The following is a 21,883-nucleotide window of genomic DNA, read 5'->3' as shown; positions in this document are numbered from 1 at the left end:
ACATGCCGCGCCGTTTCCTGCAGCGCTACATGCCCAAGCCCGACACCCTGAGACGCCAGCGATCGCTTCGCTTCATGGCGCCCCTGATCGCCGACCCCGGGCTCTGGCTGTTAACGCGTAAAAGCGTGGCCAACGCCTTTAGCGTCGGTATCTTTTGCGCCCTGCTGCCGATTCCGCTGCAGATGATGGTGGCCGCGCTCGGCGCGCGGATCGTGCGCTGCAACCTGGCGCTATCGGTGAGTCTGGTCTGGATCACCAACCCGCTGACCATGCCGGTGATTTTTTACTTCAACTACCGGGTGGGAACGTTTTTGATGGGCGCGCCGGTGCGCGAGGCACCGTCGCGTATTTCGACGCGCTGGCTGGCCGAGCAGATGCACGATCTCTTGCCGCCGCTGTTTTTAGGCTCGATCGTCACGGCCGTTGTGCTCGCCGTTCTCGCCAACGTGGCCATTCGCCTGCTCTGGCGCTGGCACGTCTCCTACAACTGGAAACGCCGCCGACAAAAGCGTCGGCGGCGTCGGGCCAAAATCGAATCCGAGTTCGACAAGTAACGCGCTACTTGAACGTAGCGCCGGGCGTGTCGTTTTCCAGCCGCCCCGCGTTCAGGCGCATCACGCGATCCTGATGAGCGGCAAGGCCCACATCGTGGGTCACGATCACGAAAGCGCAGGCGCTCTCGCGGGCGAGTTCGTCCATCAAACTCAGGATGGTGCCGGCGGTGGTTTGATCCAAATTGCCGGTCGGCTCGTCCATCAGTACAAGGCTCGGGTCGGTGACCAGGGCGCGTGCGATCGCCACGCGCTGGCGCTCGCCGCCGGAGAGCTCGCCGGGCTTGTGATCCGCCCGCGCCTTCATTCCTACCCGCGTCAGAATCTGCATGGCACGCTCTTCGGCGACCTTTTTGCGCTGACCGCGAATAATCAGCGGAAGCGCTGCGTTCTCCAGCGCGCTGAATTCCGCCAGCAGATGATGAAACTGATAGACGAAGCCGATGTAGCGGTTTCGAAAGTGGCCAAGCTGGGTCTCGTTGAGCCCGGCCAGCGACTCGTCGGCGATGGTGATGCTGCCCTGGCTTGGGCGGTCGAGACCGCCGAGCAGGTTCAAAAGCGTCGTCTTGCCGGAGCCGGAGCTTCCGACGATGGCCACGCGCTCGCCAGCGCGCACCTCGAGGGTGAGCCCGTCGAGTACCGTCAAATCCTGGGGCCCTTCGCTATAGATGCGGGTGAGCGACTGACAGGAGAGCATCACCGGGGCGTGGGAAGTGGCTGTGGTCATGGGCGCGTCCTTATTCATAGCGCAGTACGTCCGCCGGCTGCACGCGCGCGGCCCGCCAGGCCGGATAGAGCGTCGACAGGAAGGTCAGGCCGAAAGCGGCGAGTACGATATTGCGAATGTCGCTGAAAATCAGTTTCGAGGGCAGGTGACTGACGAAGTAGACGCCGGAATCCAAAAACTGAATGCCGGTGACGGATTCGAACCAGCCGATCACGTCCGAAATCGTTAGCGCCAGCACCACCCCGGCCAACACGCCAAGCGCGATACCGATGATGCCGATGGTCAACCCCTGAACGATGAAGATGCCCATGATCGAGCGCGGTGTGGCGCCAATGGTGCGCAAAATAGCGATGTCGGCGCGCTTGTCGGTGACCACCATGACCAGCGTCGAGACGATATTGAACGCGGCCACTGCGACGATCACGGTCAGCAGCAGCCCGATCATGCGCTTCTCCATCTGGATCGCCTGAAAGAGACTGCCCTGGGTGAAGGTCCAGTCCCGACCGATGTAGCCCGGCCCGAGATCGTTGACGATCGCCTGAGTTTCGCTACCGGCAGCGAACAGATCGTCGAGCTCCAAGCGCAGCCCGCCGATGGCGTCGCCCAGCCGCGCCAGCGTCTGCATATCCGAAATATTGGCGTAGGCCAGACTTCCGTCGAGATCGGCGCCGACGCTAAAGATGCCGCTAACGGTAAAGCGCTTGAGCCGTGGAAACACACCCGCGGGGGTGATCGAGGCCTCGGGCACCAACAGCGTGACACGGTCGCCGACGCCTACTCCCAGCCGGTTGGCCAGCATCGAGCCGAGCACCACGTTCCAGGAGTCCGGCGCCAGATCAGAAAGCTCGCCTTCGCGCATGTGATCACCGATGATCGACACCTGGTCTTCCCAGGCCGGGTCGATGCCGGTCACCATCGCGCCCTGATTGCGCCCGCTGGCCGAGAACATGCCCTGCTGCTCGACGTAGGGGGCGACGCCGATCACCCGGTCGCGCTCGATCAGCCGGTCGGCCAGTGCCTCCCATTCCACGAGCCCCGGGCGGTATTCGATCTTGGTGTGCGGCACCATGCCCAGAATGCGGTTTCGCAGTTCGTAGTCGAAGCCGTTCATCACTGACAGCACCAGAATCAGCACGGTCACGCCGAGTGTGAGCCCCAGCATGGAAATCAGCGAAATAAACGAAATAAAGTGGTTCCGGCGTTTAGCGCGCACGTAGCGCAGCCCCACCAGAAAAGGCAAACGATCAAGCATGGCGTCATCTCTTGGTTAACTGGCGCCCATGGTACGGTTTTTTTCAACGCCCTGCATGGGTAAACGCGCCTTGTAAATACAAACCTTCTCACCCGCCTGGCCGGGCACGGCTGGCTTGCAACTTGCCCGGTGACCCCCTACATTGCGCCTTTTGGCCGGTCTCGACGCCGGCGTTTTCCCTGGCAACGAGAGCACTCATCCTTGGCAACTTTCCCTTACCGTTTGCTGCCGGAATGGCACCCTCAGGACGGCCTGCAGCTCACCTGGCCGCGCGCCGACGGCGACTGGCAGCCGCTTTTAGAGCGCATCGAGGCAACGATGGAGCGCATCGTGCTGGCCGCTGCGCGCTATCAGCGCGTTATCGTAAGCGTGCCGGACGCCGCCACGTGTGCGCGCCTGGAGTCCCGCTTTGCGACCCTTGGCGTACCCCGCGAGCGGCTGCTTCTTATCGAGGCCGACACCGACGACACCTGGGCGCGAGATCATGGCCCGCTTGGCGTTATGGCGGAAGACGGTGACATGGCGCTGCTCGATTACACCTTCACGGGCTGGGGCGGCAAGTTTCCTGCTCGTCGAGACAACGCCCTGACACGCGCGCTCGAGGCGCAGAACGTCTGGGCCTGTCAGGTGCTGCCACGGGCGCTGGTGCTCGAAGGGGGCGGTATCGAAACCGACGGCCAGGGAACGTTACTGACGACCAAAGCGTGCCTTTTGAACCCGAACCGTAATCCAACGCTTTCCCAGGCAGAGGTCGAGCAAGCGCTCAAGGCAGACTTTGGCGTCGAGCGCATTCTGTGGCTCGAAAACGGCTATCTCGAAGGCGACGACACCGACAGCCACATCGACACCCTGGCGCGCTTTTGCAGCGTTGACACCATCGCCTACGTGCGCTGCGACGACGAGTTAGACCCGCACCATGCGGCGCTAAAAGCGATGGAGGCCGAGCTCAAGGCGTTTCGCCAGCCAAACGGCGAGCCCTACCGCTTGATCGCCCTGCCCTGGCCTGCCACGGCGCTCGACCCGGACGACGGCCACCGGCTGCCGGCGACCTACGCCAACTTCACCATCATCAACGGCGCCGTGCTCGTGCCGACCTACGCCGACCCGGCGGATGTGGAGGCGCTCAATGCCCTGGCTCAGGCGTTTCCCGAGCGCCAGATCGTTCCCATCGAGTGCCACAGCGTGATTCGCCAGCACGGCAGCCTGCACTGCCTGACCATGCAGCTACCCAAGGGCACGCTCAACCCTGCCCGTTTCAAGGAGGCCTCATGAGCCGAGAACTGACCGTCGCCGTCATTCAGCAAAACGCCTGGCCGGACAAGGAGAAGAGCCTTGCGGCCTCCGAAGAGGGCGTACGCGCCGCCGCCGGGCGCGGGGCGAAGCTTGTGCTGCTCCAGGAGCTTCACGCCACCCACTACTTCTGTCAGTACGAGGACCCGGCGCTTTTTGACCTGGCCGAGCCGCTGGATGGGCCGACGAGCCAGCGCCTGGAAGCGCTCGCCCGCGAGCTCGACATCGTGCTGGTCGGCTCGATTTTCGAAAAGCGCGCCGCGGGGCTCTATCACAACACCGCGGTGGTTTTCGACGGCGCGCGTGGCCGCGTCGGCCAGTACCGCAAGATGCACATTCCCGACGATCCGGGCTTTTATGAGAAGTTCTACTTCACCCCGGGCGACGTCGATGAGCGCCGGGGCGAAGGCTTCACACCGATCGATACCTCAGTCGGCCGGCTCGGCGTGCTGGTGTGCTGGGATCAGTGGTATCCGGAAGCGGCGCGGCTGATGGCGCTCTCCGGTGCAGAGCTGCTGCTCTACCCCACCGCGATCGGCTGGGACAAGACCGACGACGAGCAGGAACAGGCCCGCCAGAAGGAGGCGTGGACGCTGGTTCAGCGTGCCCACGGCGTGGCCAACGGCCTGCCGGTGCTGGTCGCCAACCGGGTAGGGTTCGAGCCGGACCACTCCGGCGTCGGCTCGGGCATCGACTTCTGGGGCGGCAGCTTCGTCTGCGGCCCTCAGGGCGAGCTTCTGGCCCACGCCAGCAACGAGACCGAGCAGCTGGTGGTCACTCTCGACATGGAAAAAAGCGAGCGCACCCGGCGCATCTGGCCTTACCTGCGCGACCGCCGCGTGGACGGCTACGGCGATCTGACGCGGCGCTATCGCGACTGATACGCCCTCTTCACTCAATACGAAAACGCCGGCGCATTGAGCGCCGGCGTTTTCGTTCAAGCCAGAACGGGTTCGACGTTGGCGTCTATTTCCAGAAATCGCGAATCGAGGCGATGCCCTGGGCGCCGACGGCGCGGGCGTGGTTGGCATCGAAACGCGTCATCCCGCCCAGCGCGAATACCGGCATGCCGGCGCGCTCGACGAGCTGCTGAAAGTCATGCCAGCCCATGGGGGCCACATCCGGGTGCGACGGCGTGGTGCGAAGCGGCGACAGCGTGACGAAATCGCAGCCAAGCGTGGCCGCCTTGTCGAGCTGAGTTTGATCGTGGGTCGAGGCAGAAAGCCACTTGCCCTCGCCGATCGGGCGCCGCTCGAGCTCCATCAGGCGCTGGCTGGTCAGGTGAATGCCGTCGGCGTCGACCTGCTCCAGAAGCTCGGGCTCGCCGTTGAGCAGAAGTCTGGCGCCGAACTCGCGGCACAGCGCCAGCGCCGTTTGCGCGCGCTGTACGTAGGCATCGCGCGCAAGGCCCTTCGCACGCAGTTGAACGAGGCGAACGCCGTCCTCGTCGAGCGCGCGGCGCAGAAGGCTTTCAAAGCGCTCATCGTCCGGCTCCTCGCCGGTGATCAGGTACTCCTTGGGCAGCATCACCGCGCGCAAAATGGGCAGATTGGCCGCCGGGAAGGGATAACCGACCAGATCCTCCATCGCGACCCAGCGAACCGCCTGGCCTTCACGCCCGAACGGCTCGCCGGCAAATTCGTGCACCTGCCAAACGTCGAGCAGGATATGCTTGTCGCTGTACTCGTGGTGAACGCGAATGAGCGGCTGGGCGCGGCGGATCTCGACACCGAGCTCTTCGTGAAGCTCGCGCTTCAAGCCCTCGAGCCCGGTTTCGTAGGGCGCGAGCTTGCCGCCGGGAAACTCCCACAGCCCGCCGTGATCCACGTTGGAGGGCCGTCGTGCGATCAGTACGTGCTTTTTATCGGCGCTGACGATGGCGGCCGCGGCGACGTGAACCCGTCGTTTTACCATTACATTCATGACGTTCTTTTCCACATTGGAGCGCCCGGCGAGCCGGGCACTTGACTACAAAGAGCGAAGCCTTGTACTAGCGCTCTTGTCCAGAAACGGCTTTAAAAAGACGGCGCGCCTAGCTTCGATAGTCGGCGTTGATGGAGACGTAATCGTGCGACAGATCCGAGGTCCAGACGGTTGCGCGCGTCTCGCCCCGGCCCAGATCGATACGAATGGTAATCTCCTCCCCCTTCATCACCCGACTGCCCGCCTGCTCAGAGTAGCTCGCCGCCCGGCCGCCGTTTTCGACCAGACGCACATCACCCAGATCGATCACCACGCGGCTGACATCGAAGTCATCGACCGGCGCGCGCCCGACGGCGGCGAGAATCCGCCCCCAGTTGGCGTCACTGGCATAAAGCGCGGTCTTTACCAGCGGCGAGTGCGCTACGGTGAAGCCGACGTCCAGCGCCTCCTGGCGGGTCATTGCGCCTTCAACGTCCAGAGTGACGAACTTGGTCGCCCCTTCACCATCGCGAATGATCGATTGGGCAAGCTCGGTCATCACGCCCTGTAGCGCCTGGCGAAACACCGCGATCTGCTCGTCGGTTTCAATGCAGACGCCGGTGTTGGTCGCGGCGAGCATGCAGGCGTCGTTGGTCGAGGTGTCGCTATCCACCGTGATCGCGTTGAAGGAGCGGTCCACGGTTTCGCGCAAAAGCCGCTGCAAAAGCGACTGCTCGATACGGACATCGGTCACCACGAACCCAAGCATCGTGGCCATGTTGGGCTTGATCATGCCCGAGCCTTTGGTGATGCCGTTGATACTAAAGCGCTCGCCATCGATCTCGGCGGTGACCGTGGCACCCTTGGCGCGGGTATCGGTGGTCAGTATCCCCTCACCGGCAAGCTTCCAGGCCTCGCTGTCACTGGATAGCGCTTTAAACGCGTCAGGGAGCCCCGCCAGCAGCCGCTCCATGGGCAGCGGCTCGCCGATCACGCCGGTGGAGAACGGCAGCACCTGCTCGCTGGCAACGCCAGCCTGCTCGGCCGCTGCCTCACAGGTGCGCCTGGCGTCTTCAAGCCCCTTTTCGCCGGTACCGGCGTTGGCGTTGCCGGTATTGATGACCCAGTAGCGTGAGGACGGCGTTGCCGCCAGATGCGATTTGGCGGTAATGACCGGCGCAGCGCAAAACGCATTTTGGGTAAACACCGCCGCCGTTACGGCGGTGGCTGGAAGCTCGATGACCACCAGATCGCGACGCTGGGGCTTTTTGATCCCCGCCATGGCGGAGCCCAGGCGTACCCCTTCAAGAGGCGCCATCGTTGGAAACGGACAGTGACCCACCGCCATGCTCTTCTCCTGTAACGTCTATCGGTGCGCGTAGGGCGCGCGTCATTGAAGCTTGCCACAGCACTGCTTGTACTTCTTGCCAGAGCCGCAGGTGCACGGGTCGTTACGCCCGACCTTCGGCGCTTCGCGCCGCTGCGGGGCGGCTTCGCTACCGCCGTCCAAGCGTGAAGCCGGGGCCTCGGCGCCGCCTGAGTCCGCGGCGCGCTGGGCCTCGGAGGCGGCTGCCTTTTCGCGCGCGGCGTCTTCACGGCGCTTCTGCTCGAGAGCGTCTACCTCTTCGGGCTGGCGCACCTGCACGTGGCTCAGGATACGCGTCACGTCTTCCTTGATGTTGATCAGAAGCTGCTGGAAGAGCTCGAAGGCTTCGCGCTTGTACTCCTGCTTGGGGTTTTTCTGCGCGTAGCCGCGCAGGTGAATACCCCGGCGCAAGTGATCCATCGATTGCAGGTGCTCTTTCCAGCGGGTATCGAGGACCTGGAGCATGACCTGCTTCTCGAAGCGCTGGATCAGCGCCTGACCGGCGGCGACGATCTTGGCGTCATACGCTTCGCGGTGCATGGTCTGCAGGCGCTCTCTGAGCTTCTCTTCGCTGAAGCGATCGTCCTCGGCAGCCCACTGGGTGACCGGCGCGTCGAGGTTGAACTCGGTTTTCAGGTGCGCTTCGAGCCCGGGAAGATCCCACTGTTCGGCCAGGCTTTGGGGCGGCACGTAGTCGCTGATGGTGCTCTCCATCACCTCTTCACGAATGCCGATCACCGCCTCGGATACCTCATTGGCGGCCAGCACGTCGTTGCGCTGCTCGTAGATTACCCGGCGCTGATCGTTGGCGACGTCGTCGTACTCCAGAAGCTGCTTACGAATGTCGAAGTTGCGTCCTTCGACCTTCTTCTGCGCCCGCTCGACGGCGTTCGACACCATCTTGTGCTCGATCGCCTCACCGCGCTCGAGTCCCAGTGCCTGCATCAGGCGCTTGACCCGGTCGGAGCCGAACAAACGCATGAGACTATCTTCCAGTGACAGGAAGAAGCGCGTGGAGCCCGGGTCGCCCTGACGACCGGCGCGGCCGCGAAGCTGGTTGTCGATGCGCCGCGACTCGTGGCGCTCGGAGCCGATCACGTGCAGCCCGCCCGCCTCGAGCACCGCATCGTGGCGCTGTTGCCAGTCGGCCTTGAGCGCGGCGATCTGCGCCTCGTCAGGGTTGTCGAGCTTGGCGACATCCGCTTCCCAGTTGCCGCCGAGCATGATGTCGGTACCGCGTCCGGCCATGTTGGTGGCGATGGTGACGGCCCCGGGGCGACCGGCCTGGGCGATGATCTCGGCCTCGCTCTGGTGCTGCTTGGCATTGAGTACGTTGAACTGCATGCCGGCGTTTCGCATCAGCTGGGCCAGGTACTCGGAGGTCTCGATCGAAGCGGTACCCACCAGCACCGGGCGACCCGCTTCGGTCACCTTTTGGACGTCCTTGATGATCGCTTCGAACTTCTCTTCGCCGCTGAGATAGACCAGGTCGTTCAAGTCCTTGCGCGCAAGCGGCCGGTTGGTCGGGATGACCACCACGTCGAGGCCATAGATCTGACGGAACTCGAAGGCTTCGGTATCGGCGGTGCCGGTCATGCCGGCGAGCTTCTCGTAGAGACGGAAGTAGTTCTGAAAGGTCGTGGAGGCAAGCGTCTGGCTCTCGCGCTGCACGGTCACGCCCTCTTTCGCCTCCACGGCCTGGTGCAGGCCCTCGGACCAGCGCCGGCCCGGCATGCTACGCCCGGTATGCTCGTCGACGATGACCACCTGGCCTTCGACGACGATGTAGTCCACGTCACGCTGGTAGAGATTGCGCGCGCGCAGCGCCGAGTGCATGTGCTGGAGAAGGTTCAGGTTCTGGGCGGCGTAGAGCGAGTCGTGTTCGCCCAGCAGGCCCTGGGAGCGCATCATCTCCTCGACCTTGTTGTGGCCCTGCTCGGTAAGCTCGACCTGCTTTTGCTTCTCGTCGAGCACGAAGTCGCCGCTGACCGGCGTTTCGTCGTCCTCGCTCACTTCGCCACGCTCGAGGTGCTGCGCCAAGCCGTTGACCACGTTGTAGAGCTCGGTGTTCTCGTCCACCGCGCCGGAGATGATCAAGGGCGTGCGCGCCTCATCGATCAGGATAGAGTCGACCTCATCGACAATGGCGAAGTGCAGGTCGCGCTGCACCTTCTCTTCCAGCGAGAACGCCATGTTGTCGCGCAGGTAGTCGAAACCGAACTCGTTGTTGGTGCCGTAGGTGATATCGCACTTGTAGGCGTGACGCTTCTCTTCACCGGTCTGGCCCGAGAAGATGACGCCCACGGTCAATCCGAGAAATTCGTAGAGCGGGCGCATCCACTCGGCGTCACGCCGGGCCAGGTAGTCGTTGACCGTGACCACGTGCACGCCCTTGGCGGGCAGCGCGTTGAGATAGACCGCCAGCGTCGCCACCAGCGTCTTGCCCTCGCCGGTTTTCATTTCCGCAATGCGCCCGCGGTGAAGCGTCATGCCACCGACCATCTGAACATCGAAGTGGCGCATGCCCATGACGCGCTTACTCGCCTCGCGCACGACCGCAAAGGCGTGGGGCAACAGCTTGTCCAGCGATTCGCCGGACTCCAGGCGCGTACGTAGCTCGCCGGTCTGCGCCTGTAGCGCGGCGTCGTCCAGCGCCTCGATCTCGGCTTCGAGCTTGTTGACGTCCTGCACGCTTTTCGTCATGCGTTTCACGTCGCGGTCGTTCTTGGAGCCAATGGCCTTGCGCAATAATGTGTTAATCATGAAGTTTCCAAATCATTTCAAGCGCACCAGCGGAGCACCCTTAAAAAAGCTGTTTCAAGCGAAACGGTAAAGACGGAAGTGACGCTGGGCGGCGGGCGGGCCGCGCGGAATCAATACGTCGCGGGCGGCGACCCGGGGCAAGGCCAGGCGAGAGGCGATCAAACGACGCTTTTCTACGCGCGTGGTGATTTTTTTGACACGACGCAATAGGGAGCGAACTCGACGCCGACGGGCCAAACGCTGCGACTGAACCCGCAGAATGGCAGGCACCCAAAGACAGATCGTCGCCGCGCGCTCGCTTGACTTGACGGCGGATAGCGGTGATAGCGACACCGGTAGCAGGCAACTGACCAGAAGCCCCGCCAGCCACCAGCGCGCAAGCCCGCTGCGGCGAGCGCGCCGCAGGGCTATCCGGGGGCTAGGCGCGGACATGGATGACATGCTGGGTGTCGACTCCCTGGCGTGTTAGGCTCTTTCGATAACGCCCCGGCCGCTCGCAACTGGCGGCCCGAAAGCGCACGGATCCGGTTTTCTGGAATTAAGCGTATGAGTATAAAGGTTAAGCGTTCTCGCGCACAGCCCATCGGCCAGGTGCTTAAAAGCTCTTCCGACATTAGCAACTTGATGCGTCAGTCGCGGCTGATCGATCAGGCCCAGCGCCACCTGCGCGCCCACCTGCCTGAAGAGATGCGTGAGCACATTTTTGTCGGCGGCTTCAGCGACGCCCGTCTGACCCTGATCAGCGGCCAGGCAAGCTGGCTTGCCTGGCTTAGATTCGAGCAGCACCGACTTTTACAGCTGCTGCATCAGCTGCCCGGGTTCGAAGCCGTTACCGGCTTTCACTTCAAGGTACGCCCGGTTCGCCCGATCGTCGCGCCGCCACGCAATACCCGGGCGCTTTCGCAAAAAGCGAGTGAAACGCTCACCCAGTGCGCCGAAGATACTCAGGATAGCCGCCTAAGAGGGGCGCTCGAGCGCCTGGCTTCCCACGCTGCACGCAAGAACCCATCTTCCTGAACGCATAAAGCACCGCCAAGCGGTGCTTTATAAATGGGGGAGCCGATGACGTTTTCAACCGCGCCCCGCTTTAAAACGCCAACCCTCATACTTCAGGGCTCAGCGTCTGGTCTGAAGAATCAGGCCATGGCCGGCGCGGCGTAGGAGATCGGCGCTACGTCCTTTTCGTCTTCGAACGTGACGACTTCATAAGCTTCGGGGCGAGCGAGCAGCTCGCGACAAAGCTGATTGTTCAGCGCGTGACCGGATTTAACGCCGCGGAACTCGCCGATCAGGCTAAAGCCCAGCTGGTAGAGATCGCCGATCGCGTCCAGCACCTTGTGCTTGACGAACTCGTCCTCGTAGCGCAAACCGCCCTCATTCACGATTCGGTAGTCATCGACCACGATGGCGTTATCGAGGCTTCCGCCGAGCGCCAGGTTATTGGAGCGCAAAAACTCCAGGTCACGCATGAAGCCAAAGGTACGCGCCCGCGATACTTCCTTGACGAAGGAGGTCGTTGAGAAGTCGATCAGCGCGTCCTGATGCTGCTGCTCGAACACCGGGTGATCGAAATCGATGGAGAACGACACCTTGAACCCCTGATGGGGCAAAAATACCGCTTCCTTGTCGCCATCCCGAACCGCGATCCGCTCCTTGATACGGATGAACTTCTTGGCGGCGTCCTGCTCGAGAATGCCAGCGGACTGAATCAAAAATACGAAAGGGCTGGCACTGCCGTCCATGATCGGAATTTCGGCGGCGCTCACATCGACGTAGGCGTTATCGATACCGAGACCGGCAAACGCCGACATCAAATGCTCGACGGTCGCGACCTTGACGCCGTTTTGCGAAAGCGCGGTGCATAGACGGGTGTCCTCGACCAGCTCGGCGCGAGCGGGCACGTGTACCACGGGGTCCAGATCGGTTCGAACGAATACGATACCGGTGTTCGCGGGGGCCGGGCGCAGCGCCAGATGGACTTTTTTACCCGAGTGCAGACCCACTCCGGTAGCGCGAATCACGTTTTGTAATGTACGTTGTCTGATCATGGGCGTGGTAAAACTCTGATAACGGGGTCTTCGTCAAGAAACCGACGCCGACCGTAAAAAGGGAAGTTATCGAACAGTGTTTACTTTAACAGCAAACGAGCGTTTTAACCAATATTTCTCGGTTAAAACGCTCGCCCGCTGGGGTAAAACCGACGGTCGTTTAAATCAGTCCGCTTGGCGGCGCAAAAACGCGGGGATGTCCAGATAGTCGTCAGACTCGGCCGAACGACGTTTCTCGGCGCGCGGCTTGGGTGAAGACTCCTGCGCCTCGGCGCGAGCCGCGGACTGCTGACGCGTCACCGTCGGCTGCTGCATCTTGCGGTAGTCGGCAGGCTCGGAAGTGGCGCGGCGAGCCGGCTCGCGGGCGGCCTGTTTGGGTTTGGTGCCATCGAGGCCAGCAGCGACCACGGTCACGCGCAGCTCATCGGACATTTCCATGTCGATGGAGGTTCCCACCACGATGGTCGCTTCCTGAGAAGCGAACTCCTGAACCGTCGCACCGACGTCGTTGAACTCGCCAATCGACAGATCCGGGCCCGCGGTGATGTTGACCAGAATGCCGCGAGCGCCGTGCAGGTCGATATCCTCGAGCAGCGGACTGCGAATCGCCTTTTCAGCGGCTTCGCGAGCGCGGTTCTCACCGGTGGCCCCGCCGGTACCCATCATCGCCATACCCATTTCGGACATGACCGTGCGCACGTCGGCGAAATCGACGTTGATGATACCGGGGCTGGTGATCAGCTCGGCGATGCCCTGAACGGCGCCGAGCAGCACGTCGTTGGCCGCACTAAAGGCGGTCAAGAGCGTAGCATTCTTGCCCAGTACCGATAGAAGCTTCTCGTTTGGGATAGTGATCAGCGAATCGACGTGCTCGGAAAGCTCCTTCATGCCCTCTTCCGCGGCGCGCATACGCTTGGGGCCTTCAAACGGGAAGGGGCGCGTGACCACCGCCACCGTTAGAATCCCCAGCTCCTTGGCGACCTGAGCCACCACCGGCGCACCGCCGGTACCGGTACCACCGCCCATGCCGGCGGTGATGAACACCATATCGGCACCTTCCAGAAGCTCCGCGATCCGCTCGCGATCTTCCATGGCGGCCTGGCGCCCGACTTCCGGGTTCGCACCGGCGCCCAAGCCCTTGGTGATCTCGCCGCCCAGCTGCAATACCGTTTTGGCGGAAACGCGCTTGAGCGCCTGCGCGTCGGTGTTGGCGCAGATGAACTCGACGCCTTCGATGTTGCTTTCCACCATGTGGTTGACGGCGTTACCACCGCCGCCGCCCACACCCACTACTTTGATGACCGCACTGCTCGAGGGTGCGTTATCTACCAATTCGAACATAAGCCCCGTCTCCTGAACCGCGCTTGCGGCCCTGTCAGAAATTTCCTTTGAACCAGCCTTTGATTTTCGCTAGCGCCGAATGATCGTCCCTGCTATCACGCTGGACGTGCTCACCGCGCCCCTTGTGGGGTGCGTTGGCCCGACCATGGCTCTCAAGACCCTGTCCGTGGCGGGACTCCTGCAGTGCATAGTGCAAAAGCCCGACGCCTGTCGCATAGATGGGATTGCGAACCACGTCCGCAAGCCCCCGCACGTTCTGCGGGCAGGCGATACGTACCGGCATGTGGAAAATCTCCTCTGCCAGCTCGCTCACCCCTTCCATGCGCGATGTGCCGCCGGTCAACACGACCCCGGCGGCCACCATGTCTTCGTAGCCACTACGGCGTAATTCATCGCGTACCAGTGTAAAGAGCTCTTCGTAGCGCGGCTCGACCACCTCGGCCAGTGCCTGGCGCGAAAGATCGCGCGACGCTCGATCGCCTACACTGGGCACCTTGATCATTTCATCGCTTGCGGCCAGCTGGGTCAGCGCGCAAGCGTACTTGACCTTGATCTCTTCGGCGTGCTGCGTCGGCGTTCGAAGCGCCATCGCAATATCGTTGGTGACCTGGTCGCCCGCGATGGGAATGACCGCCGTATGGCGAATCGCGCCTTCACTGAAGATGGCCATATCGGTCGTTCCCCCACCGATATCCACCATGCAAACACCCAACTCGCGCTCGTCTTCGGTCAGTACCGCCATGCTGGAGGCCAACTGCTCCAAAATGATGGCGTCGACTTCCAGCCCGCAGCGGCGCACGCACTTTTCGATATTCTGCACCGCGTTCAAGGCCGCGGTGACCAGGTGCACCTGCGCCTCCAGGCGCACACCAGACATGCCCAGCGGCTCGCGAATACCGCCCTGGGCATCGATGGAGAATTCCTGGGGCAGCACGTGTAACACCCGCTGCCCCTCGGAAATGGCCCGGGCACGGGCCGAGTCGATAACACGATCAATGTCAGAAGGAGTGACTTCGCGTTCCTTGATCGCGACGACGCCATCTGAATTCATCGAGCTAATATGACTGCCGGCGACGCCGACGTAGACCGAATGGATATCGCAGCCAGCCATGAGCTCGGCTTCTTCGACCGCACGCTGAATCGACTGAACCGTCGATTCGATATTGATCACGACGCCGCGCTTCATTCCCCGTGAAGGGTGAGAACCTATACCCGCAATTTCGATGCCGCCATCGTCGGTGGGTTGACCGACGATCGCGACGACCTTGGACGTTCCGATGTCCAGCCCGACAACCATATTGGATGCGTTGGGTGAGCCTGCCATGAGTCGGGTTATCTCCTTATAGTAATCTTTTAACCGATAAACGATCGATGGTCGGCAACCGCTTATCTACCAATGAACATCAACATGGATCGGATGAAACGAGCAGGGGCGTCGGCCTGATCCGTTAAATCCAAAAAGCGCCGCGTTTATGAACGCCTTGTTAAAAACAAATCGTCATCACTATCACGGCTTTTCTCTAAAATGCACTGTACATCGACGCCAACACATGTTTATTTATACATGCTTTTATAAAAAGCGGGCTTGAACGCATCCCCCGTTAAAGCCGCCCTGATTCGATCATCTATCGCCTTGAATCGCTTGACTGTCCAAAAAGCGCTAGAAGAGACGGTCGAAAGCCATCATATAGAAACGCCCACCATTATACGACTGCTCCCGCCCACGATAATGGGCTTGGCGAAGAATTTAAACCCCAGTGATGGCTTTTCCTTGTTGGCAAACGCTCACTTTTAAGTAAACGTCGACCGCGGTTAATGACGAGGGAGTCATTACTCTTCGCTATCGTCGAATTCGGTTTCGCCGTGCCAGGCGACCGCTACGCCATTGGGATAGCGCAAATCAATATAGCGAATCTGGTCACCCTGACGCGAAAGCTCGCGCTGCCAGGAGGCGGTAAGCCGCGCCAGGCGCGTGCCGTGTTCGCGCCGCCCGAGCATCACCCACGCGCCGTTATCGAGCTGTAGCCGCCAGGCCCCGCGCGGCTCGAGACGAAGCTGAGATAACGACAGTGACAATGTCGCGAAGTGATTCGTCAGGCGCTGATAGTAGTCGAGCACTTCCTCGCTACTGCCCACTGGCCCCGCGAGGTCAGGAAGGTTCGGCGGTACCGCGAGCGGGGCGAACGCGAAGGGCTCGCCTTCCGGGTTGAGCAGGAAATCGTCGTTCCAGCGCGCGATCGGTTGCTGCTCGATGAGCTCGAACACCAGCGCGTTGGGCCACTCCCGCGAAATACGCACCTCGAAAAGCCAGCCGATGGTGAGCGCGCGTTCACGCAGCTCACCAAGATCCGCCGATAGCCAGGTGGCGTTTTGTACCAGCGGCGCCAACTGGGTGCGCAGATAGTCGGCGCTGACGTACTCCCACTCGCCGCGAATCGAGACGCGCTCGATGGGACGGTCAAGCCAGAGCCACAGCGCCCTGCCCCCGCCGCCGAGCAGCAGTGCGAGCAGAATGATCCCAAGCCAGGCGTTACGCTTTTTCATAAGGTCCTATCACCGGGATTGCTCACCGGACGACGGCGGTCTGGAGAATGTTGACGACCAGCTCATCGAAGCCAATGCCGGCGTGAGCCGCCGCCTGGGGCACGAGGCTGTGGTCGGTCATGCCGGGCACGGTGTTGACCTCGATGAGCCAGAACGCGCCGTCCTTATCGCGCATCACATCGATGCGCCCCCAGCCACGGCCGCCCATGGCGCGAAACGCTTTTTGACACAGCGCCGCCAACGCCTGCTCGCCCTCCTCGCTCAGCCCGCAGGGCAAATGATAAAGCGTGGTGTTCGAGTGGTACTTGGCTTCGTAATCGTAAAACCCGCCGGGGACCTCTACACGAATGGCGGGCAGCGCTTGATCGCCCAGAATCGCGACGGTGTACTCCTCACCGGCGATGAAGCGCTCGGCCATCACTTGGGCGTCAAAGCGAGCCGCTTCCGTGTAGGCGGCTTTTAGCTCGGCCTCGCTTTTGACGATACTGATTCCCAGCGTCGAGCCCTCATGCACGGGCTTGACGATCATGGGCAGACCCAGCGTGTCGACGACCGCCGACCAGTCGGCGGCGTCACTTAGCGTGATGCTCTCCGGCGTTGGCAAGCCCTGGGCGCGCCATACCTGCTTAGTGCGCTCCTTGTCCATACCGAGCGCCGAGGCGAGCACGCCACTGCCGGTGTACGGAATGTTCAAAAGCTCCAGCGCCCCTTGCAAGGTGCCGTCCTCGCCACCGCGCCCGTGAAGCGCGATGAACACCTTTGAGGGCGCCAGCGCCTCGAGCCCAGCGAGTCCGCCCTCACGCGGGTCGTACCCCTGGGCGTTGATGCCCTGACGCTTGAGCGCCTCCAGGATCGCCGCGCCACTTTTCAGCGACACTTCGCGCTCGCCGGACGTGCCGCCCAGCACCACCACCACGTTCTCAGCCGCGCTGCCCGCTGCCGTTACGCTCATAGCTCAACCTCATCCAACGCAAGCCCGGCCTTCGCCAGCGCCAGCGAAATACCGCCGACGTCCCCGGCGCCCTGGGTAATCAAAATGTCGTCCGGGCGCAGCACCCGTTTCAAAAGCGCTGCAAGCTCGTGCTTGTGCTCGACGAACAGCGGGTCGACCTCGCCACGCTGGCGAATGGAGCCGGCAAGCGTACGCCCTTCCGCACCGGGAATCACTGCCTCCCCGGCGCTGTAAACGTCCAGAAGCACCAGCGTATCGACCTGGGAGAGCACGCGCACGAAGTCCTCGAACAAGTCGCGTGTGCGGCTATAGCGATGAGGTTGGTACAGCATCACCAGCCGCCGTTTGGGCCAGCCCGCGCGCACCGCCTGAATCACCATATCGACTTCTCGCGGGTGATGGCCGTAGTCGTCCACCAGCATGACCTCGCCGGTCTGATTCGGCGCGGGAAAGTGACCGTGTACCTGAAAGCGCCGCCCCACCCCGGCGAAGCTTGCCAGGCCCGCAAGAATCGCCTCGTCGCTGACGCCAGCGTCGGTGGCCACCACGATGGCGGCCATGGCGTTTTGCGCATTGTGGCGCCCAGGCATCGCCAGGCGCACGTCAAGCGGGGCGGCGCCGTCGGGCCTTTGCGCGGTGAAGCTCACCTCGCCCTCGCGCTGGCTGAAATCGGTAATACGGTAGTCCGCTTCTTCGTTGAAGCCGTAGGTCACGAACTGGCGCTTCACCTGTTCACACAGGCCCTTGACGTGGGCGTCGTCAGTGCAGAGCACGGCAAGGCCATAAAACGGCAGATTGTGCAGAAACTCGATAAATGTGGTCTTGAGCCGCTCGAAGTCGTTGCCGTAGGTCGCCATGTGGTCAGCGTCGATGTTGGTGACGATCGACACCATCGGCTGAAGGTGCAAGAACGACGCGTCGGACTCGTCCGCCTCCGCCACCAGGTAGTCGCCTTCGCCAAGGCGAGCGTTGGCCCCGGCGCTGGTGAGCTTGCCGCCGATCACGAAGGTCGGGTCGAGCCCGCCCTCGGCCAAAAGCGTCGCGGTCAGGCTCGTCGTCGTGGTCTTGCCGTGGGTACCGGCCACCGCGATGCCGTGGCGAAAGCGCATCAGCTCGGCGAGCATTTCGGCGCGGCGCACCACCGGCACCCGATGCTCGTGGGCCCAGCGGATTTCCGGGTTGGTCTCGTCGATGGCACTCGACACCACCACGACGTCGGCGCCCTGAACATTGAGCTCGGCGTGACCGATGAAGACCTCGACCCCACAGCTGCGTAGGCGATCAATAACAGGCGATACGCGCATGTCGCTGCCGCTGACCACATAGCCCTGATTGGCGAGCACTTCGGCGATACCGCACATGCCCGCCCCGCCAATACCGACGAAGTGTAGACGCTTGATGCGCCGCATACCGGGGCCGCTGGGACGCACGCTGTGCGATGGCTTATCGGTTGTCAAATCGGTCACGCCGAATCTCCTTGCTTCACTAACGAAAGGCATCCTGCCGTCAAACGCTCCAAAGCGTCCAGATGCGCCGCTTGGCGCGCGCAAGCGGCCATCTCGACCAGGGTGTCACGGGTCAATAGCTCGTCCAAAAGCGCGGTCAGCCGCTCCGGGGTCAGCTCACTTTGCACCACGCAGCGCGCCGCACCCGCCTCGACGAGCACTTCGGCGTTGACGCGCTGATGATCGTCCACGGCGAAGGGAAACGGCACTAACAGCGCCGGTTTGGCCGCGGCGGCGAGCTCCGCTACGGTCAAGGCGCCGGCGCGGCAGACGACCAGATCTGCCCAGTCGTAGGCCGCCGCCATATCGTCGATGAACGCCTCGACCCGCGCCGGCACTCCAAGCGTTTGGTAGCTCTCGCGCGTCGCCGCGTCGCGCTCCTGCCCCGCCTGGTGCCACACCTCCGGGCGATCGCCTTCGCCGAGTGCGGCCAGCGCTACCGGCAGGCGCTCGTTGAGTGCGACGGCGCCGAGCGAGCCCCCCACCACCAGCATTCTGAGCGGGCGCGTGCTGAGCTCGACATCGGTGCGCGGCGTTTCGCCCAGTGCGGCGATGTCACTACGTACGGGGTTGCCGATCACCTCGGCTCGGGGGCCGAAGGCGTTGCCGAAGGCGGCGTAGGTCTTGTTGGCCAGCCGTGATAATACGCGATTGGTCAGCCCCGCCACGGCGTTTTGCTCGTGGATCACCAGCGGTACGCCACAGAGCTTGGCCGCAAGCCCCCCTGGGCCACTGGCAAAGCCGCCCAGGCCCACGACGACGTCCGGCTTGAAGCGTTTGATGACGCGGCGGGCATCCAGCACGGCGCGGCTCAAATTCAGCGGCGCCTTGAACCAGCCCGCCGCCCCGTTGCCGCGAAGCCCGCTGATCGCCACGGTATTGAGCGGGATGCCCGCCTCCGGCACCAGGCGGTTTTCGATACCACGAGGGCTGCCCAGCCACTCCACGTCCACGTGCTGGGCCATGAGCGCCCGGGCCAGCGACAGCGCGGGAATGACGTGGCCGCCGGTCCCGCCGGCCATGATTAACATGCGTCGACGTGCGTTCGTCGTCACAAACGACTCCTTACTCAAGATAAACGCGGCTCGAAGCGAGATTTATAAGGGGTAGAGGCGCGCCGCGGGCGGTGACGGGTTTCCGCATCCACGCGCAGCAAAAGCCCGATCATCATACCGGTGACCAGAAGGCTCGAGCCGCCGTAGCTAATCAGCGGGAGCGTAAGCCCCTTGGTGGGCAAAAGCCCTGAACTCACCGCCATGTTGATGAACGCCTGGGCGGCGATGATGAAGCCGATGCCGTAGCTCACATAGGCGCCGAAAAGGTGGCCGGCAAGCTCTGCCTTTCGGCCAATGAGCATGGCACGGGTAACGAACAGGGTGAACAGCGCCACCACGCAGACCGCGCCGATCATACCGAGCTCCTCGGCGATGACCGCGAAGATGAAGTCGGTGTGCGCCTCGGGCAGGTAGTGGAGTTTTTGCACGCTGTTGCCAAGGCCGGTGCCGGAAATGTGGCCGCGACCGAAGGCGATCAGCGCCTGGGTCAGCTGGTAGCCGGTGGCGAACTGATCCGCCCAGGGGTCGAGAAAGCTCGTCCAGCGCGCCAAGCGGTAGGGTTCCATCACGACCATCATCACCGCGCCGAAGGCGAGCACGCCGCCGCTGCCGATCAACAGCACCATCGAGGCGCCGCTCATCATCAGCATCCCGATCACGCAAACGGTGTAGACCACCATGCCGCCGAAGTCCGGCGCCAAAAACAGCAGCCCCGCGGGTACGGCAAGCACCGCGATCGGCCGCCACATGCTGAACGCGCGAGTGCGAAGCTCATACGTGAAGCGCGACATGAACGCCGCCATGTAAAAGATCAGCCCCACCTTGCCAAGCTCAGAGATCTGCAGACTCGGCAAGGGGCCGGGCAGCGAAATCCAGCGCTTGCTGCCGTTGACTTCCTGGCCCACCAGCAACACCAGAACGAGCATAAAAATGCTGGCCATCAGGATCAGCGAGGCGTTCTGGCGCCAGGCCTCCAGCGGTACGCAGAGCATGAACAGACACGCCGACCCCGAGACCAGCAGGAAAAGGGCGTGCTGGCGCGAATAGTAGAAGCTGTTTTCCAAAAGCCCAACGGAGGCGGAGCTGACCATGATCCAGCCAAGCCCGGCAAGGGTGACCACGGCCACGATCAGCCATACGTCGCAGGGTAGATTTTTCGTACTGATCGCCTTCAAGAAGCGCTGGCGCCGGGTCATGCGTTCACCTCACTGCGTTGTCGTAACACCCATTGGCGAAACGCCTCACCGCGCGCCTCATAGTTGGCGAACTGATCCAGACTCGCGCAGGCCGGTGACAGCAGCACACAGTCGCCGGGCCTGGCCACCTCCAGCGCGGCTTCCAGCGCCTGCTCAAGCGTCTCTACTTCGCGAACCGCTACCGTCGGGGTCAGGGCGGCCTTGAGGCGCTGGGCATCGGCGCCGAACACCAGCACCTGGCGGGCGTAGCGCGCCAGGGGAGCGGCTAGCGGCGTGAAATCCGCGCCCTTGCCGACGCCGCCGGCCAGCAGCACCAGCCGGCCTTCGAGCGTGGCGCCGATCCCTTCGATGGCGGCAAGTGTGGCGCCGACGTTGGTGCCCTTGGAGTCGTTGACGAAGCGCACCCCGTTCAAGGTGTCGACCACTTCGCTACGATGCGGCAAGCCCTTGAACGTTTCGAGCACCGCACGCATCGCCGCGCGGGAAAATCCCAGCGCCTCGCCAAGCGCCAGCGCCGCCAGCGCGTTCATATAGTTGTGCCGTCCGGCCATGCCGAGCGCATCAACACGCATCACGCGATCAGCGCCTCTGGCGAGCCACTGTTGGCCCTCGAAGGTGACAAGCCCCCACTCTTCTTGACCCGGGGCGTGGCCGGTAAAGCGCACGACCGGCACGGCGGTGTCATCAGGCCAGGTAAGCGGGTCGTCGGCGTTGACGACGGCAAGTCCTGCATGGATGAAAATACGCGCCTTCGCCTGGCGGTAGCGCTCGAGGGTGGCGTGACGATCGAGATGATCTTCGCTCAGGTTTAAAAACGCCACCGCCGCCGCGCCCAAACGCGGCGTGGTTTCGAGCTGAAAACTCGAAAGCTCGAGAATGTAAAGCTCGGCATCGGGATGGGCTTCCAGCAGATCGAGCGCCGCAGTGCCCAGATTGCCCCCCACCGCGGCGGCCACGTTGGATGCATGCGCCATCTCGCCCAGCAGCGTCGTCACGGTGGATTTGGCATTGGCGCCGGTAATGGCGGCAACCGGTGCTTTTACCGCTCGCTTGAACAGCGCGATTTCGCCGACAAGCCTGGGCTCGTTGGTCGCCGGGTTGTGCTCGTCCAGAAGCCCTTCCAGACCCGGTGTGAGCGGGTCGACCCCGGGGCTTATCACCACCTCGAAGGCGCGGCTGAAATCGACCGCGTCGAGCGGGCCGCAGTAGGTAGCAACGTCCGGGTACTCGGCCTTGAAGGCCTCGAGCCCGGGCGGCGCAGCGCGGGTATCGAGCATCGCAAAGGAGCGCCCCAGGCGCGTCAGGTGGCGGCAAATCGCCCGCCCCGACACGCCCAGGCCGATCACTGCGGTCACTCCCTCGGGAATATGCATGGGTTGGCTCCTTACGTT

Annotated in this window: 19 protein-coding genes; 4 read left to right on the top strand and 15 right to left on the bottom strand. The window is 62.9% G+C overall.

Features of this window, described 5'->3' with window-relative positions; translation table 11 throughout:
* The first annotated feature begins 2 nt into the window (after positions 1 to 2).
* The gene (locus RN346_RS07385) at positions 3 to 554 is read left to right on the top strand and encodes a DUF2062 domain-containing protein (RefSeq protein WP_263584270.1); all 552 of its coding nucleotides are present in this window, start codon (positions 3 to 5) and stop codon (positions 552 to 554) included.
* Positions 555 to 558: 4 nt separating this feature from the next.
* On the opposite strand, the gene RN346_RS07380 is transcribed toward RN346_RS07385, so the two are convergent.
* Both RN346_RS07380 and RN346_RS07375 read right to left on the bottom strand, forming a co-directional pair.
* Complete coding sequence (locus RN346_RS07380; RefSeq protein WP_263584271.1) at positions 559 to 1,278, bottom strand: ABC transporter ATP-binding protein; 720 nt, start codon at positions 1,276 to 1,278, stop codon at positions 559 to 561.
* 10 nt (positions 1,279 to 1,288) lie between these two features.
* Complete coding sequence (locus tag RN346_RS07375; protein ID WP_263584272.1) at positions 1,289 to 2,530, bottom strand: lipoprotein-releasing ABC transporter permease subunit; 1,242 nt, start codon at positions 2,528 to 2,530, stop codon at positions 1,289 to 1,291.
* A gap of 201 nt (positions 2,531 to 2,731) precedes the next feature.
* Here RN346_RS07375 and RN346_RS07370 point away from each other — a divergent pair, with 201 nt between their 5' ends.
* Positions 2,732 to 3,802, top strand: coding sequence for an agmatine deiminase family protein (locus RN346_RS07370; protein WP_311962582.1), 1,071 nt, complete (start codon positions 2,732 to 2,734; stop codon positions 3,800 to 3,802).
* Positions 3,799 to 4,701 carry a carbon-nitrogen hydrolase gene (locus tag RN346_RS07365; RefSeq protein ID WP_311962581.1) on the top strand — a complete coding sequence of 301 codons (903 nt, stop codon included), beginning with the start codon at positions 3,799 to 3,801 and terminating at the stop codon, positions 4,699 to 4,701. Before RN346_RS07370 ends, RN346_RS07365 begins: the two co-directional genes overlap by 4 nt.
* 85 nt (positions 4,702 to 4,786) lie before the next feature.
* Here the strand turns inward: RN346_RS07365 and RN346_RS07360 are convergent, their stop codons facing one another.
* The 4 genes from RN346_RS07360 to RN346_RS07345 all read right to left on the bottom strand — a co-directional run bounded on the left by RN346_RS07360 (position 4,787) and on the right by RN346_RS07345 (position 10,292).
* Complete coding sequence (locus RN346_RS07360) at positions 4,787 to 5,734, bottom strand: Nudix family hydrolase (protein WP_311962698.1); 948 nt, start codon at positions 5,732 to 5,734, stop codon at positions 4,787 to 4,789.
* A gap of 118 nt (positions 5,735 to 5,852) precedes the next feature.
* Positions 5,853 to 7,070: a bifunctional glutamate N-acetyltransferase/amino-acid acetyltransferase ArgJ gene (gene argJ, locus RN346_RS07355; RefSeq protein ID WP_311962580.1), complete on the bottom strand. Its 1,218-nt coding sequence runs from the start codon at positions 7,068 to 7,070 to the stop codon at positions 5,853 to 5,855.
* Between the two features lie 42 nt (positions 7,071 to 7,112).
* On the bottom strand, positions 7,113 to 9,851 hold the full coding sequence (gene secA, locus RN346_RS07350; RefSeq protein WP_311962579.1) for a preprotein translocase subunit SecA: 2,739 nt from the start codon (positions 9,849 to 9,851) through the stop codon (positions 7,113 to 7,115).
* Between the two features lie 54 nt (positions 9,852 to 9,905).
* Positions 9,906 to 10,292, bottom strand: a complete 387-nt coding sequence (locus RN346_RS07345; RefSeq protein ID WP_311962578.1) for a hypothetical protein — start codon at positions 10,290 to 10,292, stop codon at positions 9,906 to 9,908.
* A 105-nt stretch (positions 10,293 to 10,397) separates the two neighbouring features.
* Between RN346_RS07345 and RN346_RS07340 the strand changes: the two genes are divergently transcribed.
* A complete protein-coding gene (locus RN346_RS07340; RefSeq protein WP_263584278.1) occupies positions 10,398 to 10,868 on the top strand; it encodes a DUF721 domain-containing protein in 471 nt (156 codons plus the stop codon).
* 119 nt (positions 10,869 to 10,987) lie between these two features.
* Here RN346_RS07340 and lpxC read toward each other — a convergent pair whose 3' ends face one another.
* From lpxC to murD, 9 genes are all read right to left on the bottom strand, one after another.
* Complete coding sequence (lpxC, locus tag RN346_RS07335) at positions 10,988 to 11,899, bottom strand: UDP-3-O-acyl-N-acetylglucosamine deacetylase (RefSeq protein ID WP_263584279.1); 912 nt, start codon at positions 11,897 to 11,899, stop codon at positions 10,988 to 10,990.
* 165 nt (positions 11,900 to 12,064) lie between these two features.
* Positions 12,065 to 13,240 carry a cell division protein FtsZ gene (ftsZ, locus tag RN346_RS07330; protein WP_263584280.1) on the bottom strand — a complete coding sequence of 392 codons (1,176 nt, stop codon included), beginning with the start codon at positions 13,238 to 13,240 and terminating at the stop codon, positions 12,065 to 12,067.
* A gap of 34 nt (positions 13,241 to 13,274) precedes the next feature.
* Positions 13,275 to 14,564: a cell division protein FtsA gene (gene ftsA, locus RN346_RS07325; protein ID WP_263584281.1), complete on the bottom strand. Its 1,290-nt coding sequence runs from the start codon at positions 14,562 to 14,564 to the stop codon at positions 13,275 to 13,277.
* A 506-nt stretch (positions 14,565 to 15,070) separates the two neighbouring features.
* The gene (locus tag RN346_RS07320; RefSeq protein ID WP_311962577.1) at positions 15,071 to 15,784 is read right to left on the bottom strand and encodes a cell division protein FtsQ/DivIB; all 714 of its coding nucleotides are present in this window, start codon (positions 15,782 to 15,784) and stop codon (positions 15,071 to 15,073) included.
* A gap of 22 nt (positions 15,785 to 15,806) precedes the next feature.
* The gene (locus RN346_RS07315; protein ID WP_263584283.1) at positions 15,807 to 16,736 is read right to left on the bottom strand and encodes a D-alanine--D-alanine ligase; all 930 of its coding nucleotides are present in this window, start codon (positions 16,734 to 16,736) and stop codon (positions 15,807 to 15,809) included.
* Complete coding sequence (gene murC, locus RN346_RS07310; RefSeq protein WP_263587323.1) at positions 16,733 to 18,145, bottom strand: UDP-N-acetylmuramate--L-alanine ligase; 1,413 nt, start codon at positions 18,143 to 18,145, stop codon at positions 16,733 to 16,735. The genes RN346_RS07315 and murC overlap by 4 nt, the downstream gene beginning before the upstream one ends.
* A gap of 53 nt (positions 18,146 to 18,198) precedes the next feature.
* Positions 18,199 to 19,296 carry an undecaprenyldiphospho-muramoylpentapeptide beta-N-acetylglucosaminyltransferase gene (gene murG / locus RN346_RS07305; RefSeq protein ID WP_409335789.1) on the bottom strand — a complete coding sequence of 366 codons (1,098 nt, stop codon included), beginning with the start codon at positions 19,294 to 19,296 and terminating at the stop codon, positions 18,199 to 18,201.
* A 14-nt stretch (positions 19,297 to 19,310) separates the two neighbouring features.
* Entirely contained in the window at positions 19,311 to 20,492 is a 1,182-nt protein-coding gene (gene ftsW, locus RN346_RS07300; RefSeq protein WP_263584285.1) for a putative lipid II flippase FtsW, read from the bottom strand.
* On the bottom strand, positions 20,489 to 21,865 hold the full coding sequence (murD, locus tag RN346_RS07295) for a UDP-N-acetylmuramoyl-L-alanine--D-glutamate ligase (protein ID WP_311962576.1): 1,377 nt from the start codon (positions 21,863 to 21,865) through the stop codon (positions 20,489 to 20,491). The genes ftsW and murD overlap by 4 nt, the downstream gene beginning before the upstream one ends.
* Between the last annotated feature and the right edge of the window lie 18 nt (positions 21,866 to 21,883).

Origin of the sequence: Halomonas sp. PAMB 3232 (assembly GCF_031954225.1) — a bacterium.
In the GTDB taxonomy this organism is placed as follows: Bacteria; Pseudomonadota; Gammaproteobacteria; order Pseudomonadales; family Halomonadaceae; genus Vreelandella.
This window is presented reverse-complemented; position numbering and strand designations above follow the sequence as displayed.

Excerpts from the sequence above, each read along its gene's own strand:
- RN346_RS07385 (WP_263584270.1), top strand. The coding sequence starts at position 3 with ATGCCGCGCCGTTTCCTGCAGCGCTACATGCCCAAGCCCGACACCCTG.
- RN346_RS07380 (WP_263584271.1), bottom strand. The coding sequence starts at position 1,278 with ATGACCACAGCCACTTCCCACGCCCCGGTGATGCTCTCCTGTCAGTCG.
- RN346_RS07375 (WP_263584272.1), bottom strand. The coding sequence starts at position 2,530 with ATGCTTGATCGTTTGCCTTTTCTGGTGGGGCTGCGCTACGTGCGCGCT.
- RN346_RS07365 (WP_311962581.1), top strand. The coding sequence starts at position 3,799 with ATGAGCCGAGAACTGACCGTCGCCGTCATTCAGCAAAACGCCTGGCCG.
- RN346_RS07360 (WP_311962698.1), bottom strand. The coding sequence starts at position 5,734 with ATGGTAAAACGACGGGTTCACGTCGCCGCGGCCGCCATCGTCAGCGCC.
- argJ (WP_311962580.1), bottom strand. The coding sequence starts at position 7,070 with ATGGCGGTGGGTCACTGTCCGTTTCCAACGATGGCGCCTCTTGAAGGG.
- secA (WP_311962579.1), bottom strand. The coding sequence starts at position 9,851 with ATGATTAACACATTATTGCGCAAGGCCATTGGCTCCAAGAACGACCGC.
- RN346_RS07345 (WP_311962578.1), bottom strand. The coding sequence starts at position 10,292 with ATGTCATCCATGTCCGCGCCTAGCCCCCGGATAGCCCTGCGGCGCGCT.
- RN346_RS07340 (WP_263584278.1), top strand. The coding sequence starts at position 10,398 with ATGAGTATAAAGGTTAAGCGTTCTCGCGCACAGCCCATCGGCCAGGTG.
- lpxC (WP_263584279.1), bottom strand. The coding sequence starts at position 11,899 with ATGATCAGACAACGTACATTACAAAACGTGATTCGCGCTACCGGAGTG.
- ftsZ (WP_263584280.1), bottom strand. The coding sequence starts at position 13,240 with ATGTTCGAATTGGTAGATAACGCACCCTCGAGCAGTGCGGTCATCAAA.
- ftsA (WP_263584281.1), bottom strand. The coding sequence starts at position 14,564 with ATGGCAGGCTCACCCAACGCATCCAATATGGTTGTCGGGCTGGACATC.
- RN346_RS07320 (WP_311962577.1), bottom strand. The coding sequence starts at position 15,784 with ATGAAAAAGCGTAACGCCTGGCTTGGGATCATTCTGCTCGCACTGCTG.
- RN346_RS07315 (WP_263584283.1), bottom strand. The coding sequence starts at position 16,736 with ATGAGCGTAACGGCAGCGGGCAGCGCGGCTGAGAACGTGGTGGTGGTG.
- murC (WP_263587323.1), bottom strand. The coding sequence starts at position 18,145 with ATGCGGCGCATCAAGCGTCTACACTTCGTCGGTATTGGCGGGGCGGGC.
- ftsW (WP_263584285.1), bottom strand. The coding sequence starts at position 20,492 with ATGACCCGGCGCCAGCGCTTCTTGAAGGCGATCAGTACGAAAAATCTA.
- murD (WP_311962576.1), bottom strand. The coding sequence starts at position 21,865 with ATGCATATTCCCGAGGGAGTGACCGCAGTGATCGGCCTGGGCGTGTCG.